This window comes from Patiriisocius marinistellae (genome assembly GCF_009014635.1).
In the GTDB taxonomy this organism is placed as follows: Bacteria; Bacteroidota; Bacteroidia; order Flavobacteriales; family Flavobacteriaceae; genus Patiriisocius; species Patiriisocius marinistellae.
Genome location: NZ_BKCF01000002.1, coordinates 56,883 through 74,433, shown reverse-complemented (window position 1 = coordinate 74,433; position 17,551 = coordinate 56,883). Strand labels below are relative to the sequence as shown.

The window sequence follows — 17,551 nt, the reverse complement described above, 5'->3', positions numbered from 1 at the left end:
ATGGAAAATCCACACGACGATACTTCGCATCAAAACATACCACAAGAGCAACCATTAAATAAGCAACAGCCTACCCCTCAAAGCTCTATTACCTCAACACCCGATGCTACAAAAAATAATGAAGTTGCTTTTAACTCGCGCATTGATTTATCTGGATTACAAAATGCCGTTGAAAAAATTAAAATAGAATTAGCAAAAGTAATAGTTGGTCAACACGCCATGCTAGAAATGCTCGTAGTCTCTATACTTGCAGACGGCCATTCTTTAATTGAAGGTGTTCCTGGAGTTGCAAAAACAATAACAGCAAAGTTATTAGCAAAAACACTCGCAGTAGATTTTAGCCGTGTACAATTTACGCCAGATTTAATGCCGAGTGATATTTTAGGAACCTCCGTCTTTAATGTAAAAACAAACGAATTTGATTTTAAAAAAGGTCCCATTTTTTCAAACATTATTTTAATTGATGAAATAAATAGAGCACCTGCAAAAACTCAAGCCGCCTTATTTGAAGTGATGGAAGAACGCCAAATTACCATTGACGGTGCACGCTATAAAATGGAACCGCCGTTTTTAGTATTCGCCACTCAAAACCCAGTAGAACAAGAAGGAACATATGCATTGCCAGAAGCACAATTAGATAGGTTTCTATTTAAAATCAATGTGCCGTATCCTAGTCTTGCTGAGGAAATTCAGATTTTGACAAACGAACATCAGCGAGAAAATAAGGTGGCATTAGATATGGTTGCTCCGGTTCTTTCGGCTGCCGAAATTGCAAAATATCAAAAAGTAATTCGTCAAATAATAATAGAACCCAATTTACTAGCCTACATAGCAGCAATTACAGAAAACACAAGAAATAACGCTAATTTATTTCTTGGAGCATCACCACGTGCATCCCTTGCAATTATGAACGCATCAAAAGCACTTGCAGCGATAAATGGCCGCGATTTTGTAACGCCAGATGATATTAAAAAAATAGCACCGGCTGTATTAAACCACCGTATCATATTAACGCCAGAAAGAGAAATGGAAGGCATAACAACAAACAAAGTGGTAAGTCAAATTATTGAAACTATAGAAATACCGAGGTAAAATTAACCATGCACTGCTAAACACTCATTACTAAATTTAATGAAATCATTATTTAAACGTCTCTACTTAAAACAACGCTTTTTTGAACTGCTCATAGTTATTGTGGTTGTTTTTATACTGTCCTATTTTTTTCAGGATTTGTATGGAGTTGCAAGGCTTTTATTTCTCATTTTAATGGTGGGATTATTGTTTGATGTATTGTTACTTTTCAGAAATAAAACTGGCGTTACCGCAACTAGACAATTACCCGAAAAACTAAGTAACGGTGATGATAATACTATTGAAATTCACATTGTTAATCGCTACCAATTTAAAACAAGTATTAAAATTATTGACGAACTACCTGTGCAATGGCAACTTAGAGATTTTAATATTGAGTCTACACTCACGCCGTCGCAAGAAAAACTTTTTACCTATCATGTACGTCCAACGGAGCGCGGGGAATATCACTTTGGAAATTTAATAATCTTTACCTCTACGTTGCTTGGATTAGCCTCTCGCAAACATTTGTTTGATACAGATGCGATGATTCCTAATTATCCTTCATTTCTGCAATTGAAAAAATATGATTTTATCGCATTTACAAATAAGCTGAAATTGTTTGGACTTAAAAAAATTAGACGCATAGGACATACACTCGAGTTTGAACAAATTAAAGATTATGTCTCTGGAGATGATGTGCGTAATATTAACTGGAATGCCACGGCAAAGCGTGGTAATTTAATGGTCAACCAGTATCAAGATGAAAAATCGCAACCTGTTTATTCCATAATTGATAAAGGCCGCGTGATGAAAATGCCTTTTAATGGCTTGAGTTTATTGGACTATGCAATAAATGCTACATTAGTAATTTCTAATATCGCCATAAAGAAAAAAGACAAAGCAGGCATGTTTAGCTTTAGCCGAAAAGTAGAAGACAGAGTATTAGCGCAACGTTCAAAAGGACAAATGAATCTTATTCTTGAAACCCTTTACAATGTTCAGACTGATTTTAGCGAGAGTGATTTTGCAAGACTCTATATTGATGTAAAACGTATGGTCAAACAAAGAAGTTTGATGTTACTATACACAAATTTTGAAACAATGGACGCGTTGCACAGGCAACTCCCCTATTTACAAGCCATCAATAAAACACATTTACTAGTTATAATCTTTTTTGAGAATACCGAGTTGAAAGATTTTAGCGAGAAAAAAGCAATCACTACGCACCAAATTTTTGAAAAGACAATCGCAGAAAAGTTTGTCTATGAGAAAAAACTTATTATTAATGAACTTCAAAAATACGGCATACAAACCATCTTGACTGCGCCAGAGAACTTGACCGTAAATACCATTAATAAGTATTTAGAGATTAAAGCAAGAGGTCTTTTATAACTTTAGGCTTTAGGGATTATTTTTTTATACATTATTTTCTATGTTATAGCATCTTGGTACTTTTTTTTACATTTCAGCATAAAAAAACTACAGTTCAGTTTTATAAAATTTAGTTGGGCTTATTTCTGTAGCATCTTTGTTTCATAAATAATAACTAACACATAAACTTTATATAATGAAAACTATCATCATCTCTCTTACATTGTCAATTGTTTCATTCATTGCAAACGCGCAAGCCAACATCAAAACAACAAAAGGTAATACAATTACTGTAACCGTTCCTGTAAATACAGACGAAGGAAAAGTAGGTCTTGCTTTATACGAGGAACATAATTTTATGAAAGATGACCCTTTTAGAGGGGCAAGAGCCGAAATAAAAAACGGAAAATCAATAATTACGTTTGAAAATATTCCAGATGGAGAATATGCAATCACAATATATCATGACAAGAATAATAACAATCAAATGGATTTTAGCTTAAACAAAATGCCATTAGAAAATTATGGGGCATCAAACAATGTGATGAGTTTTGGCCCACCCATGTGGAGCGACGCAAAATTTGCTGTAAATGGTGAAGATGTGGCAATGGAAATTAGACTTTAAAATCAATTTAATCAAAAACGAAAAATCCCGAGACATAATTTGTTTGGGGATTTATTGTGTTTTTATTTCCTCCTCATAAAAGGTAGTTGCATCTTTTATAAGCACGTTTAGCTCAGTAATTTCTTTATCAACTCTTTGCTCATCCCATTTCAAAATCTGAATACAATCTTCTAAAATTATACTTTTGAATGCAATAACACTGTCAATATTAAAGTATAACCGTCCAGTTCTTCTCACAAAAAAATCGGTAAGGCTATTCACCATTTCGTAGGTAATACAAAACCATAATTCTGCCCTAATAAACTTTTCTTTAAGGTTTGTATTCTGAAATTTTAAAGATTTTTCAATGATTAATTCTGTTTGTTTTCCATAGGTGGCGATTAAGTAATCAACTTCAAATTCATCAAATACTCCTAAACTTTTAATTCTTTGATTAATTTCAGATTTATAAATAGCTACCTCAGCAGCTGTTTTAAACGCTGGTATTGTTAGTGAAATATTTTTTGTAGTAGATTTTTTTAAATCAACTTTATATTTTTGCTTCATGGTATCTAAAACTTTTTCAATAACACGCTGCGCCATTTTGCGATAACCTGTTAATTTCCCACCAGCAATTGAAATTAAACCTCTTTCCGAAACAAATATTTCATCCTTTCGAGAAACCTCTGAAGGTGATGTAGATTTCTCATGAATTAAGGGGCGCAAACCAGCCCAAGTACTTTCTATATCTTTTTCAGTAACAGTACTTGTTTTAAATGTTTCATTAATAGCTTTAATTACATAAGCAACATCATTCTTCGTAGTTACAACGCGTTCTAAAGAATTATTATACGGAGTGTCTGTAGTACCCACGTAGGTTATTCTACCTCTAGGAATTGCAAATAACATTCGCCCATCTGGAGCATCAAAATAAATAGATTGCTTTACGGGTAACTTCTGAAACGGAAAAACCAAATGCACTCCTTTTGTTAAATACAAATGCTTTTTGTCTAAGGATCCGTCTTTTTTCCGAAGTAAATCTACCCAAGGTCCTGTTGCTGAGACTAATCGTTTAGCTTTAATTTCAAATGTTTCATCAGTATTATGATCAATACAGATTATACCGTTTACTTTATTCTTGGTACTATATTGAAAGCCAGTCATTTCAGCATAATTAATTATTGTAGCTCCATAGCTAGATGCTGTTTTTAACAATTCAATTGTTAAACGGGCATCGTCAGTTCGATATTCAGAATAATAACCACCTCCTAACAATGTGTTTTCAGAAAGTAGTGGCTCTAATGCTAAAGTTTCGTTTTTATCAAGCATTTTTCTACGGTCATCACCTTCTACATTTGCAAGTAAATCATATACTTTTAAACCTATTGAAGTAAGTAACGCTCCATACGTACCATTTTTAGTGAGCGGCAAAAGCATTTTTTCTGGGATAACGAGATGGGGTGCCAATTTATGAACGATGGCACGCTCTCTTCCAGATTCTTTTACAAGCCCAATTTCTAATTGTTTAAGGTAACGCAAGCCTCCATGAATGAGTTTTGTCGATTTATTACTTGTACCAGAAGCAAAGTCATTTTTTTCTACCAAGCAGGTTTTGAGTCCGCGTGAGGCAGCGTCTAATGCTATTCCAGCACCTGTTACACCTCCGCCAATGATAACCAAATCATAAGGAACCGTCTCAATTTTTTGTAATTGTGCGACTCTATTTAATACTGAAAAAGTGTGTATGGCTTCCATCGTAAATTTAAATCTCTCTTGTTCTTTCAACTGCTTTTTTCCAACCAGCATATTTTTTATCGCGAGTTTCTGTGCTCATTTTTGGACTATAAATGGTTTCGGTCATTTTAAGTTTTGAAATATCTTCAATTCTCCATATTCCTGCTTTTATTCCCGCAAGAAATGCCGCTCCTAGGGCAGTAACTTCAATCATTTTTGGCTTTTCAACAGGTACATTTAAAATATCTGCTTGGAATTGCATCAAATATCCATTAGCACTCGCACCGCCATCTACTTGTAATTTTTTTAATTTAATACCCTCTTCTTCTTGCATGGCCCATAGTACATCTTTTGTTTGGTAGGCTAATGCTTCGACGGTTGCTTTTATAATTTCGGCTTTGCCACTATCTAGAGTTAATCCGTATATGGCTCCTTTGGCTTTTGCATCCCAATAGGGTGCTCCAAGACCTGCAAATGCTGGAACAACATATACATCTTCCAGTGGAGGAATACTATTACAAATCGTCTCGGTTTCTTGTGCTTCTTTAATAATATTAAGTTTATCTCGTAACCATTGTATGCAAGCGCCTCCAATAAATATACTACCTTCCACGGCATAATGTATATTTTGATCCGGAAGACTACAAGCAATTGTTGTAAGCAAACCATTTTTTAAAGAAACGAATTTATCACCTGTGTTTAATAACATAAAGCATCCAGTGCCATATGTATTTTTTGCAATTCCAGATTTAAATCCTCCTTGTCCAAACAAAGCAGCTTGTTGATCTCCTGCAACTCCATAAATGGGAATAGTTGTTCCATTAATAAGTACATCACCAAAAAAAGAAGAGGATGTTTGCACAGAGGGTAACATTGTTTTAGGAATATTAAATTGTTTTAACAACATTTCATCCCATTGCAATTTCTTACAATTATATAGCATTGTTCTAGATGCATTTGTGTGATCTGTAAGGTGATTTTTTTCTGTTGTTAAATTATAGATTAGCCAACTATCAATGGTTCCAAAAAGTAATTCTCCAGCTTCAGCTTTTTCTTTTGCACCAGGAACATTGTTTAAAATCCAATGTAATTTTGTTGCCGAAAAATAAGCGTCAATAACCAAGCCTGTGTTTTCTCTTACATAGTCCTCAAAACCTTCTGTCTTTAATTGCTCACAAAATGCTTTACTGCGGTTATCTAGCCATACTATAGCATTATAAATAGGTTTACCTGTAACTTTATCCCAAACTACTGTAGTTTCCCGCTGGTTAGTGATACCTATTGCTTTCACTTGATTGGGCTGGATGTTAGTTTCATCAAATAAGCGTTGTAGCGTTTCCTTCTGATGTTTAATAATTTCCATAGGGTCATGCTCTACCCACCCGGTCCTTGGGTAATATTGCGTTAGTTCTTTTTGAAAAATCTTTACAATGTTCCCCTCCGTATCAAAAAGTATACTTCGTGTACTTGTAGTACCTTGGTCTAATGCAATTATATAATCTCCATCCATAATTTAAAAAAAATTGTTGCGGTTGGTTATTTCAACTGATGCGAAATTAGGCGATTCAAATTTATTATGCACGCATAGTAATTAAAGTTTTTAAATAACTTCTTTAAACTTAAATAACGGACAATTAAAAATTTAGACATTAAAATATTTCTTTTATGTATTTCTGAAATGTTTAAGAATGGAAGATATTCTGAAAAAAAAGATGGTTAATTTTTAGCCAAACCTTATTTAGTCAAAAGAATTTGTAATGTACATTTGAGTAAAAAAAATCAATATGAAAACATTTCCAGATTTTCCTAAACAAAAAAAAGGCGATTTTCATGAAATTGTAAGTATGAAAACGAGTCCAAATATTAGTATAGCTAAATCTAATTATTCAGAATTGTATAAGAGGCTTAAAGCTATAAATAATTGGGAATCTTTTTCAGATAAAGTTAAAGCATCTTTTTATTTAGTGGATGCAAAAACCCTGAAAATTACAACTACTTTTAAAACAGGAAATTTTGTGAAAATTGATATTCCTGGACCCGGAAATCCTTCAGGTAATGGATTTGACTGGACTGATATTATTAACGTGCAGGAAAGTAAAGAAAATGATGACTATCCTTTTCTAACATTTACATTAAAACCGTGCAAATCACCAGAAAACTCAAAGGACGTAGTGGCGCATTTCTTTGATGATGAATCCACAAATACTTTTGTAGTTAGAAGAATGGGAACGTATCTTTTTGCCGAAGTACATGGTAGAAATCAACAAAAAAATATTAAAGACATACCCTTAAAAGACACCATCAGAAACGCTGCAATATTAATGGGAAATACTATTGGACTTGCTGGTTTAAATTGGCTAGGTTTAACAGACGCCCTACTACAACCTTTTGCTCTTGAAGAGTAAATAGGAAATTCTATTTTTTTAAATAAAACTAATATTATGGATTTACGTTCAAATGAACCCTTCTGGTTAATTAAAAATGCAATGGATACAAGCTATCCTAGTTTGACAGAAGATGTATCAAGTCAAATAGTTATTATAGGGGGTGGAATTACTGGGAGCTTGATTGCATATCAATTATTGCTTAAAAAATATAATGTAATATTAATAGAAAAACGCGATGTCTTTAATGGTAGCAGCGCTGCCAGTACAGCAATGTTACAATATGAAGTCGATGTCCCTCTTCATGAGCTCATTGAACAGTGTGGCTTGACTCTTGCCGTGTCTAGCTATAAAGCTTGTGAAAAAGCAATTTTCACCTTATATGATTTAAGTAAAGAGATTAAATCTAATTGTAATTTTGAATTAAAGAATAGTATTTATTTCACTACAAATAAGCGAGATGTAGAATACTTAAAAACAGAATTCAAAATCCGAAAAGAACATGGTTTTGATGTTTTATGGTTGGAAAATAAAGAGCTTACTGCTTTAGGCATTAAAGATGGCTTGGCTGGAATAAAATCTAAATCTGGTGGTTGTATGGATCCTTATAAATTTACTCAAGATCTATTAAAAGTTTGTGTAAAAAAAGGACTTCAAATTTATGATAGAACAGAAATTGATACCATTAATCAAACAAATGAAAAGTTAACACTTAAGACAAAAGATGGTAAGAAAATAACTACTGAACATGTAGTGCATTGTACAGGCTATGAAAGTAGTTATACGTTGAAAGAGAACATTGTAAAATTAAAAAGCACCTATGCTCTTGCTTCGGAAACTTTAAAATCTATTCCAAAATCATTTAAAGACAATCTATTTTGGGACACATCAAAACCCTATCTCTATTTTAGAAATACACAAGATGGAAGAATAATTATGGGAGGAGGGGATGAAAATTTCAAAAATGCTAAAGCCAGAGATGGTCTACTCGAAAAAAAATCTAAAAATTTATCAAAACAGTTTAATGAAACATTTCCTGATATTCCGTTTATAACAGATTATAATTGGGCAGGAACCTTTGGAGAAACAAAAGACGGTTTACCCTATATGGGAAAACCAGATGCTACAAAAAATGAACATTATATATTAGGTTTTGGAGGTAATGGTATTACATTTAGCATTATGGGAATGGAAGCAATTGTTGCAAGTATTGAAAATACCCCTCACCCTTTTTTAGAATATTATAAATTTGGAAGGTAAAAGATTTATTGAAATTTTGTCTCAATCCTCTCCATCAGTATCTAGCAGTTGATGATTTTCTTTTTTTAACCCCACAATAGCAATAATATTTGCTACTGTCCTATAAAGCATTAATACAGTTGTTACCATCATACCACTAATTATTGAAGACGAAAATAATGTTGCCCAATATATATATTTAAACCAGCTGGTTTCAACATTTTCAGCTTCAGTTATAGGTATATTAAAAAATTGAAATAATATTAAAGCACTTATAAACAAAATAGTATCAAATTTTGCAATGCTTAAAACTTGTTGATAATGTCTCTTTTTTAATTTTGTTTCTGTACCTGTACTAATACCCAGCAATGTTAAAAGCAAAGCTAATATTGTAGCAGAAGCTAAAACAATTGTATTGCACAACATGTTAAATCCCTGCATTGATGTAGCAATTAATTTTTTTGCTTCGTATCCAGAAATATTTCCTAAAAGAAAAACTCCTAGCGCTATTAAAAATGTAGTAATAATTCCGCCTATAAATGCTTGTTTGTTATTTTTTAAAAAGTTTTTCATATATAAAAATCGCTTCTATTTCTCCTTGGTTACAAAATAAAAAACTAACATAAAGCCATTTAATAAAAATGAAATTCCGTTAGTTAAAATTATAGGCCAGTCTTTTTTTAAAATTCCGTAGTACGTCCAAAGTCCAACTCCTAATAGTAAAACTGAAAAGAAAACGGGACTTATATCATTCACTTTTTTGGTCTGTACTGCTTTGACAATTTGTGGTATCACCGCAACGGTTGTAAATATTCCAGCTAATGTCCCAATGATTTCCTGATGTTCCATTAGACTAATCTTTACGCACCCCCGTTAAAATTTCCGAAGCAAGATTATCCTTTACATCTGTATGAATTACCGAAATATCTCCAGTACTTTCCATAACCATTGCTAAGACCTCGCTGGTATCTCTCACATTTGCCTCTCTTAATTTTGCATATAAATCTTCGAGGCTTACATTAGTCTTTTTCATATTATCTTTTAAAAACTCTCCATCTTTCATAAGAAGCATGGGTTTATTAGTAAATAAAGCGTCAAACCATTCAAATTTCCGCTTTGCGAAAGAGAAAATTGTTTGATAACCAATAACAGCCACTAATGCAATTCCGCCCTTCAAAATAGACTGATCTGTGTTCATTACCACAGCAGCTAATATGGAACCTACTGCGATAGTGGATGCAAAATCAAAGCTGGACATTTTTGCAAAGGTCCGAAGCCCGGAAACCCTGGTAATAATGATGATGATTGTAAAAATTGCAAGGACAGTTAATGTCACTTTTAAAAGAATAGGTAATGCTGCAAAGATCCAGTTTTCCATAGTTTAGAGTTTAGTTATCTACAAAGCTAGTTAGCAATAAAGTTCGATAAACAAGCTTTTTGTTAAACAATTCTGAAATTTAGTTAACAAATTATTAAACTCTAAGTCGATTTATTGATTGCGTTAATTTTTAACTAAATATTGTTAAATATAAAATTTCAATTTTCTGAAATTTAAAGTGAATTTTAAAAATCAGTAAATATGTGTGCTAAGAAAAAAACTTCAAAAAAAGAAACCTCCAAAAAAATTGATCAACTAAGCAACTATCATCTTGATGGTAAAGACCAGCCTATGAAGACCAGGCAAGGCTTAAAAGTAAATGATACTCACAATTCTTTAAAAGCAGGAGAACGAGGTCCAACACTTCTGGAAGATTTCTTATTGAGAGAGAAGATTCACAATTTTGACCACGAAAGAATTCCGGAACGTATAGTACATGCACGAGGTAGTGCCGCTCATGGGTATTTTGAATTATATGAAAGTATTGAAGATTTATCTAAAGCAGGTATTTTTACCGATACTTCAAGAAGGACTCCCGTTTTTGCACGATTTTCTACTGTTGCAGGTTCAAAAGGATCTACAGATTTAGCTCGTGATGTAAGAGGTTTTGCTGTAAAATTTTACACGGAAGAAGGTACTTGGGATCTTGTAGGTAATAATATGCCTGTATTTTTCATTCAGGATGCCATGAAATTTCCAGACCTTATTCACTCAGTAAAACCAGAACCCAATAACGAAATACCCCAAGCAGCATCTGCGCATGATACATTTTATGATTTCGTAACACTTACTACTGAAACCTTACACAATCATATATGGGTGATGAGTGATAGAGGAATACCTAGAAGTTTAAGAATGATGGAAGGTTTTGGAATTCACACATTTAGATTAGTAAATAAAAAAGGAAAAGCACATTTTGTGAAATTTCATTGGAAACCTAAATTGGGTGTGCATTCAGTAACCTGGGAAGAGGCAGTTAAAATTAGTGGTGCAGATAGTGATTTTCATCGTAGAGATTTATGGGATGCCATAGACCAGGGAATGTTTCCTGAATGGGAATTAGGTATTCAGGTTGTACCAGAAGAAGATGAACACAAATATGATTTCGATTTGCTGGATCCTACCAAACTAATTCCAGAAGAAATGGTGCCTGTACAAATTATAGGTAAAATGGTATTAAACAAAAACCCTGAAAACTTTTTTGCTGAAACAGAACAGGTTGCATTCTTGCCAGGAAACATTGTGCCAGGTATAGATTTTACGAATGATCCATTATTACAAGGGCGATTATTTTCGTACCGAGATACACAACTATCCAGGTTAGGTAGTCATAATTTTCATCAATTACCAATAAACAAACCATTAGGCGATGTGCATAACAATCAGCGTGATGGTCATATGCAAATGGATATCCCAAAGGGGCGTACTGCCTATTCACCTAACACTTTAGGCGGTGGATGCCCCTACTTAAATGGTGAAACAGATGGTGGATTTACTCATTACGAAGAAAAAATAGAAGCACATAAAATAAGAAACAGAAGTGAAAGCTTTAGCGACCACTTTTCGCAACCAGCCCTCTTTTATAGAAGTTTAAGCGATTGGGAACAAAAGCATGTTGCAGAGGCATATAGTTTTGAATTAGGCAAATGCGAGGTACAAACAATCCAAGAACGCATGCTTTGGCTCATTGCCCAAATTGATAAAAATCTATCAGATACTGTAGCCGAAAATTTAGGTTTACAGGTACCTAAAGATATAGACAAACCAATAAACCAAGCAATTGGTGCAGATGCCAGTGAAAAGAAACACCAACCTAAGAAAAAGAAAAATTATCTCGATTCTTCTGAAGCTTTAAGCCAGTCTAACACAAAATTTGACACTATAGAAAGTAGAAAAATAGCTGTGCTAGCATCAGATGGGTTTTCAATGAAGCAGTTTAAGAAGATGAAAACGGCTTTAGAAAAAGAAAAGGCAATCGTAAATATAATTGCTCCACATGGAGGAACTATAAAATGTGATGAAGATATGACTCATAAAGTTGATGCTTCAATTGCAACCACAGAGAGTGTTTTATTTGATGCAGTATATATTCCAGGTGGCAAAAAATCTATTGATAAATTAAGTGAAAATAAAAAATTTATTAAATTTTTAAATGAAACATTAAAATATTGCAAAGCCATTTCAGTAGATAAAGAAGGTGAGCAATTAATAGATATGTCTGAAATTAAAAATTTTAAGAATAATGATGCAGCTATTTTTGTAAATGGAAAAGCGTCAGATTTTATTAGCGCTATTGCAAATCATAGAAACTGGAATAGAGCTAAAGAAGCTCAAAATATTGCGGTTTAATTTAGGAATAAATAATATGTATTGAAGAAGTTAGTATATTTCTATAATATTGATTAAAGGTTATTTGTTGCTTTTCTTTGTTAAATTTTAATAAAGAAAAGCAATTTTTTATACTCAAATTTATAACTTACATAGTAACTTTTTATTTGATAAGATTATAATTGCATATATTAAAATAATAAACACATGAATAAAATTGAAAGAGAAGATAAAGGTAAAAAAGGTCGGTTTGTAATTTATGAAAATAATGAGTTTGCCGGCGAAATGACGTATACATGGGAGAGCAAATCTGTATTTGCTATTGACCACACAGAAGTTGAGGAAAGATTTGGAGGTAAAGGGCTTGGTAAAAAATTGGTTATGGAAGCTATCGCCCATGCTCGCAAAAACAATTTAAAAATCAAACCTCTTTGCTCCTACGTAAAAAAAGTTTTTGATAATGACGATAGTTTAAAAGACGTTCGTGCATAATAGTTTTATTCCATTCAATAAAGTTTCGAAATAAATGAATTCGTTTTTAGCAAATATTTTAATTAAAACAACACTCAAATTTAAAGGTGGCAAATTTCCGAAGGAAAAACCATCTGAATATGAACTTGCTAAAAAATATAGAGAATTTGTAATTTCATTAAAAAGAAACACTAAAAATCTAATTCTCATTGTAGTTGGAATTTTTTGTGCATCGTTTGGATTTAAAGGCTTTCTTTTAACAAATGACTTTATCGATGGTGGTGCAACAGGAATTTCATTGCTTTTAGCTGCAATTACAGATATTCCACTTTACATATTAATTATAGGCGTAAATCTACCTTTTATAGTTATGGGGTATAGAATTATGGGTAAGCGATTTGCTATGAAAACAGCGCTCGCTATAATTGGTCTTGCGCTTTGTGTGGCACTTGTTCCATTCCCTAACGTTACTAATGATGACTTACTTGTTGCTATTTTTGGCGGCTTTTTCCTTGGGGCTGGAATAGGACTTGCAATTAGAGGCGGCGCTGTTATTGATGGAACAGAAATTCTTGCAATTTTTTTAAGTAAAAAATTTTCTACTACTATTGGCGATGTAATTATATTGATAAATATTATTATTTTCTCATTTGCAGCATACTTACTCTCAATTGAAATCGCACTGTATTCTATGATTACATATATCGCTGCTTCAAAAACATTAGACTTTATAATTGAAGGTATTGAAGAATATATTGGAGTAACGATAATTTCCACGCAAAGCAAACGAATTAAGGAAATGATAATCGATAAAATGGGGCGTGGAGTAACAATTTATAAAGGTCAAGGAGGTTATGCTGTTGATGGTAAATCAAAAGAAATGGACATAATTTATACTGTTATAACAAGACTGGAATTAAATAAATTAAATACCGAAATTGAAAAAATTGAACCTAATGCTTTTATGGTAATGAATAGTATAAAAGATATTAAAGGAGGTATTGTAAAGAAAAGGCCATTAAAACACTAAATTTCAATCGGCTATAAATCAACTCTTTAAAATTAATGATATTGACTAAATAAGCTAATGCATTTGAAAGCAAAAAGCACTCAACATCTCTATACTTAAGATTACTTTGACCATTTTATACTCCTACTGAAAACAAATTACTTAATAGCGTTCTATCTTTTTTAGGTTTCTGAAATTTTAATCCTTGAAAGCTCACTATTTAAATTAAAGAATTCTCTTACAAAATTAATGCCTTTTAGTTTTTGAAATTATAAATTACTCTATTTCAAATCAGTAAAACTACAAATTAGCTTATAAACTTTGATTCGTTTGGTTAAAAATGCCGAACTTTAGCTATTCAACTAGACGTATTAAACCAAAAAGCCATGAAAAATTTTAGTTATTTATTATCGTTCGTTATAATTACTTCAATGATTTCCTGTAGTGTATTAGAGAGTAATACTGTTACAAAAAACACCGAAAATGAAGTATGGATAGAGGAATCAAAAAAAGATTTTGATTACTTTTTAAATTGGTATGAGGAAAGCGGTAACGAAGTTTTGAGTCGTGATTATACTATAATTGACATATCAAAAAATCGAAATAAAAGATTCCCCAGTAAAAAAAGAAGGTTAGACGCTGGCGTTGAAGAAGCTTATACATTAAATATTGAATATGAAGGTAATTGGAAAGCTGCTTCACCTAAAGAACGTGTAGAATTTATATATGCGTTTAATGATAACGATAGTATTATTAGCAAATCAATGATTGCAAAAGATAGTCATGACATTCCTATAATCTATAAAAAAAACAGTCACGTAGCTAAACATTTTGAAACAGTAACTCCAGAAAAAACACCTGAAGTAATTATTAAAGAAGAAACACCTAAAAAAGCAGCAATTAAGCAACCCACTGTTAATGGGCGCTTCCCAAAAGCTAGTACAACACAACTTTCATTAGGGGATCTAGAATCATACAGTAAAAAAGATTTAAAAATTATGCGCAACGAAATATTTGCTCGGCATGGTCACACCTTTTTAAAAGGCAGAGAAATGGACACTTATTTTAAGTCACAATCTTGGTACGAAAATAAAAATCTAGACGCTACAAATTTATTAACCGAAACAGAAATAAAAAACATTCAATTAATCAAGACACTCGAGTAATTTTAAAAAACAACAAAAAAACCCAAACTCAATATTTTTTTGAATTTGGGTCTTTTTATTAAAGCATAATTTTTATATTATTTAGGAACTACAATTGCCCCTTGAGGTCTTGCAAAAATTTTATTTTCAAGGATAGTCTCAGTAGCCGTAACCTTGCTAAACAACATATCTTTTCGCTCACTCGTAGGTAGCCCATTTTCTACATTATACCATGTTAATTTTTCTGGGAGCATAAGCCCATTTACTTTTTGCCATTTATCATATTTAATGAAGCTCCACTTGTCACTTTTTTCACCTTGATTATATGTAACTGTATACCCCAACCATACCATTTGGTTTGTTGAAGGATCAAAATATAATGCGTATTCATCTTTTGGTGAATCCCCTACGTCAGTTCCATAACTAATTTTAATTCCTTTATATTTTTCACCATCAATTTCAGTTTCTGGTAAATCTGTATATGTAATACCATCGTCTGCAAGCACAAATGGCATAGCATAAAAATAAAACATTAAATTATGGTAAAAACGAGCATTACCCTCGTAAGACCCTTTTTCATTTTCAAGTAACCACGCATCATTACCATCAAAACCTATTGTCCAATCCTTATGTTCAATTTTTGCCTTTCTATCTTTTAATGAGGTAGTATGTGCTTCCACTCCCCCATTTTTATCTATCTCAAAACAAAGATTATTCATCTTATTCCATTGCTCAAATCCACCGTGTGCTTTCATTACTCCAGCAACAGATGCTGGAAAACTTTTATCAACTTTAATCGTATCGTTGATAACAATATCATTAGCATTAATATTTTCTTTAGTTTCGTTTTTACAAGCAGTAAAAGCCATTGCTATTCCTGCTACGAGCAATATTTTTTTCATTGGTTTAAATTTTAATTTTAGTAAATATAAAAAAGCTCCCGTCTTAGACGAGAGCTTTTATAAAACCTTTAAGATTTATTTTTTTATAATTTGTTGTGTAATTTGACTTCCTTCTGAAATGAGTCGTACAAAATAAACGCCACTAGTTAACTCAGAAACATCAACTTGTTTGTTACTATCTCCCACCCTTAAAATTTCTGAAGTCATTAATTGCCCTTTTAAATTGTAGATATAATAGGTGGTCTCTGCAACTAGGCGCGGAGTTTCAATCGTTAAAGTAGTTGTTACAGGGCTGGGAAATAATAAAACTCTCTTTAAACCATTTTGATGCAAACCTAAAGTTCCATCGCTCATTATACGGTAGTTGTAACAAGTACCACAATCTGCTATAGCATTTTGCATACGTACAAAAATTTCTTGTGGATTTTCAAAATTTGTAAACGTACTAGGATTCGCAATAGCGTTAACGCCAGTATCACAATCTGCTTGCGTGAGGTAATAGGTAAAAATAAAATCAATTGCAAATTGACTCCCCAACATCATATCTTCATTAATAGTTAAATCAAAAACCGCCTGCCCATTCCCATCACCTTCATCTATTGTAATATCTTCAGGAAGCATTTCAGCCTCTGGAAAAGCGACAGCTTCAATTTCCATATTTGTAACATCCCAATCTCCATTGCCTTGCACTCTTATAAATATTAACTGTGGGTTTGAGGTATTAGTATATGTTTGAGGATTAGTAAATGCACCAAAACCGCTTAGTGCCGCACCACTTGTTAAATGATAAGTAACCGTTAAACCAGTTTGGCCATTAAGAATTTGATCTTCTCTAATAGTAAGGTCAAAAACTTCAACCCCATCTCCAGGATTGTTCACATCACATATTCTTATATTATCTGGTAAATTTGCAGTCACTTGTGCAACGGTACTTCCTGCTATAAAGAAGAACAAGAGTATAATATTTTTCATATTTTTTTTTGCTAAATATACATATATTGCCTTAAAACTGTCCATAGTATCTGGTCTATAAAAAAATTTTATAGGTAGCTTATTTTATATCTTTACCCCATGCATAAAAAAATTGATAGCCCTCAAAATACATTTATAAAAAAATGCCTTTTCTTACTTGACAAGTCTCGCGAACGCAAGAAAACAGGTACATTTATTATAGAAGGTGAACGTGAAATTATGCTTGCTATTAAAGGTGGTTATAGCATCAAAACTATTTTATTTTGTTCTGAAATTTTCTTCGGAAACTTAACTAACTTTAAAACTCAAGAAACCGAAATAATTGAAGTCTCATTAGACGTCTATCAAAAATTAGCCTACCGAAGCACTACCGAAGGTATTATCGCAATCGCCAAATCCAAAGCTTTATCTTTAAAGGATTTAAAATTTCAGCATAAAAACCCATTGATCCTCATTAGTGAAGCACCAGAAAAGCCTGGAAATATTGGTGCAATTTTACGTACTGCAGATGCTGCAAATGTGGATGCTTTTATTATCGCAAACCCAAAAACAGATTTATATAACCCAAACATTATACGTAGTAGTGTGGGATGCGTATTTACAAACAATATTGCCACTGGCACTACTGAGGAAATAATCGATTTTTTAAAAATCAATAATATTAGCTTTTATAGTGCTATTCTTCAAGAAGCAGTCAATTATGACACCTGCGATTACACAAAGCCTACAGCTATAGTTGTTGGAACTGAGGCTACAGGACTTTCTGAAAAATGGAGAACGGCGAGTAACCAGAATATTAAAATACCCATGAATGGCGAAATTGACTCGATGAATGTTTCGGTGGCTGCAGGAATTCTCATTTTTGAAGCTAAAAGACAACGTGGATTTTTATCTTAAATATTTAGATAAATAAATTTCAGAAAAAATTGCCCTATCTCAG

Annotated in this window: 17 protein-coding genes; 10 read left to right on the top strand and 7 right to left on the bottom strand. The window is 32.6% G+C overall.

Going from position 1 to position 17,551, the window contains the following annotated elements; all coding sequences use genetic code 11:
* The 3 genes from GB234_RS06960 to GB234_RS06950 all read left to right on the top strand — a co-directional run bounded on the left by GB234_RS06960 (position 1) and on the right by GB234_RS06950 (position 3,070).
* Positions 1-1,092, top strand: coding sequence for an AAA family ATPase (locus tag GB234_RS06960; protein ID WP_151893831.1), 1,092 nt, complete (start codon positions 1-3; stop codon positions 1,090-1,092).
* Positions 1,093-1,131: 39 nt separating this feature from the next.
* Positions 1,132-2,466 carry a DUF58 domain-containing protein gene (locus GB234_RS06955; protein WP_151893830.1) on the top strand — a complete coding sequence of 445 codons (1,335 nt, stop codon included), beginning with the start codon at positions 1,132-1,134 and terminating at the stop codon, positions 2,464-2,466.
* 175 nt (positions 2,467-2,641) lie between these two features.
* The gene (locus tag GB234_RS06950) at positions 2,642-3,070 is read left to right on the top strand and encodes a DUF2141 domain-containing protein (RefSeq protein ID WP_151893829.1); all 429 of its coding nucleotides are present in this window, start codon (positions 2,642-2,644) and stop codon (positions 3,068-3,070) included.
* A 51-nt stretch (positions 3,071-3,121) separates the two neighbouring features.
* Here GB234_RS06950 and GB234_RS15205 read toward each other — a convergent pair whose 3' ends face one another.
* On the bottom strand, positions 3,122-4,855 hold the full coding sequence (locus tag GB234_RS15205) for a glycerol-3-phosphate dehydrogenase/oxidase (RefSeq protein WP_235906080.1): 1,734 nt from the start codon (positions 4,853-4,855) through the stop codon (positions 3,122-3,124).
* A complete protein-coding gene (gene glpK / locus GB234_RS15200; protein ID WP_151893828.1) occupies positions 4,812-6,293 on the bottom strand; it encodes a glycerol kinase GlpK in 1,482 nt (493 codons plus the stop codon). Before glpK ends, GB234_RS15205 begins: the two co-directional genes overlap by 44 nt.
* 274 nt (positions 6,294-6,567) lie before the next feature.
* Between glpK and GB234_RS06935 the strand changes: the two genes are divergently transcribed.
* Positions 6,568-7,188 carry a hypothetical protein gene (locus tag GB234_RS06935; RefSeq protein WP_151893827.1) on the top strand — a complete coding sequence of 207 codons (621 nt, stop codon included), beginning with the start codon at positions 6,568-6,570 and terminating at the stop codon, positions 7,186-7,188.
* Positions 7,189-7,224: 36 nt separating this feature from the next.
* Positions 7,225-8,427 carry an NAD(P)/FAD-dependent oxidoreductase gene (locus GB234_RS06930; RefSeq protein WP_151893826.1) on the top strand — a complete coding sequence of 401 codons (1,203 nt, stop codon included), beginning with the start codon at positions 7,225-7,227 and terminating at the stop codon, positions 8,425-8,427.
* A gap of 21 nt (positions 8,428-8,448) precedes the next feature.
* On the opposite strand, the gene GB234_RS06925 is transcribed toward GB234_RS06930, so the two are convergent.
* The 3 genes from GB234_RS06925 to GB234_RS06915 are packed head-to-tail and all read right to left on the bottom strand — an operon-like array spanning position 8,449 to position 9,784.
* A complete protein-coding gene (locus tag GB234_RS06925) occupies positions 8,449-8,979 on the bottom strand; it encodes a hypothetical protein (RefSeq protein WP_151893825.1) in 531 nt (176 codons plus the stop codon).
* Between the two features lie 15 nt (positions 8,980-8,994).
* Positions 8,995-9,255: a SemiSWEET family sugar transporter gene (locus tag GB234_RS06920; protein ID WP_151893824.1), complete on the bottom strand. Its 261-nt coding sequence runs from the start codon at positions 9,253-9,255 to the stop codon at positions 8,995-8,997.
* 4 nt (positions 9,256-9,259) lie between these two features.
* Positions 9,260-9,784 carry a DUF421 domain-containing protein gene (locus GB234_RS06915; RefSeq protein WP_151893823.1) on the bottom strand — a complete coding sequence of 175 codons (525 nt, stop codon included), beginning with the start codon at positions 9,782-9,784 and terminating at the stop codon, positions 9,260-9,262.
* 201 nt (positions 9,785-9,985) lie between these two features.
* Here GB234_RS06915 and GB234_RS06910 point away from each other — a divergent pair, with 201 nt between their 5' ends.
* The 4 genes from GB234_RS06910 to GB234_RS06895 all read left to right on the top strand — a co-directional run bounded on the left by GB234_RS06910 (position 9,986) and on the right by GB234_RS06895 (position 14,758).
* Positions 9,986-12,133 carry a catalase gene (locus tag GB234_RS06910; RefSeq protein WP_151893822.1) on the top strand — a complete coding sequence of 716 codons (2,148 nt, stop codon included), beginning with the start codon at positions 9,986-9,988 and terminating at the stop codon, positions 12,131-12,133.
* A gap of 186 nt (positions 12,134-12,319) precedes the next feature.
* Positions 12,320-12,604 (top strand): GNAT family N-acetyltransferase, encoded by a 285-nt coding sequence (locus GB234_RS06905; protein ID WP_151893821.1) that lies wholly within the window; start codon positions 12,320-12,322, stop codon positions 12,602-12,604.
* Between the two features lie 34 nt (positions 12,605-12,638).
* On the top strand, positions 12,639-13,613 hold the full coding sequence (locus tag GB234_RS06900) for a YitT family protein (protein WP_151893820.1): 975 nt from the start codon (positions 12,639-12,641) through the stop codon (positions 13,611-13,613).
* Between the two features lie 365 nt (positions 13,614-13,978).
* Complete coding sequence (locus GB234_RS06895; RefSeq protein WP_151893819.1) at positions 13,979-14,758, top strand: YARHG domain-containing protein; 780 nt, start codon at positions 13,979-13,981, stop codon at positions 14,756-14,758.
* A 77-nt stretch (positions 14,759-14,835) separates the two neighbouring features.
* Here the strand turns inward: GB234_RS06895 and GB234_RS06890 are convergent, their stop codons facing one another.
* Both GB234_RS06890 and GB234_RS06885 read right to left on the bottom strand, forming a co-directional pair.
* On the bottom strand, positions 14,836-15,639 hold the full coding sequence (locus GB234_RS06890) for a DUF6503 family protein (RefSeq protein WP_151893818.1): 804 nt from the start codon (positions 15,637-15,639) through the stop codon (positions 14,836-14,838).
* Between the two features lie 75 nt (positions 15,640-15,714).
* Positions 15,715-16,611, bottom strand: coding sequence for a T9SS type A sorting domain-containing protein (locus GB234_RS06885; RefSeq protein ID WP_172966855.1), 897 nt, complete (start codon positions 16,609-16,611; stop codon positions 15,715-15,717).
* Between the two features lie 99 nt (positions 16,612-16,710).
* Between GB234_RS06885 and GB234_RS06880 the strand changes: the two genes are divergently transcribed.
* Positions 16,711-17,508, top strand: a complete 798-nt coding sequence (locus tag GB234_RS06880; RefSeq protein ID WP_151893816.1) for a TrmH family RNA methyltransferase — start codon at positions 16,711-16,713, stop codon at positions 17,506-17,508.
* Positions 17,509-17,551: the final 43 nt, after the last annotated feature.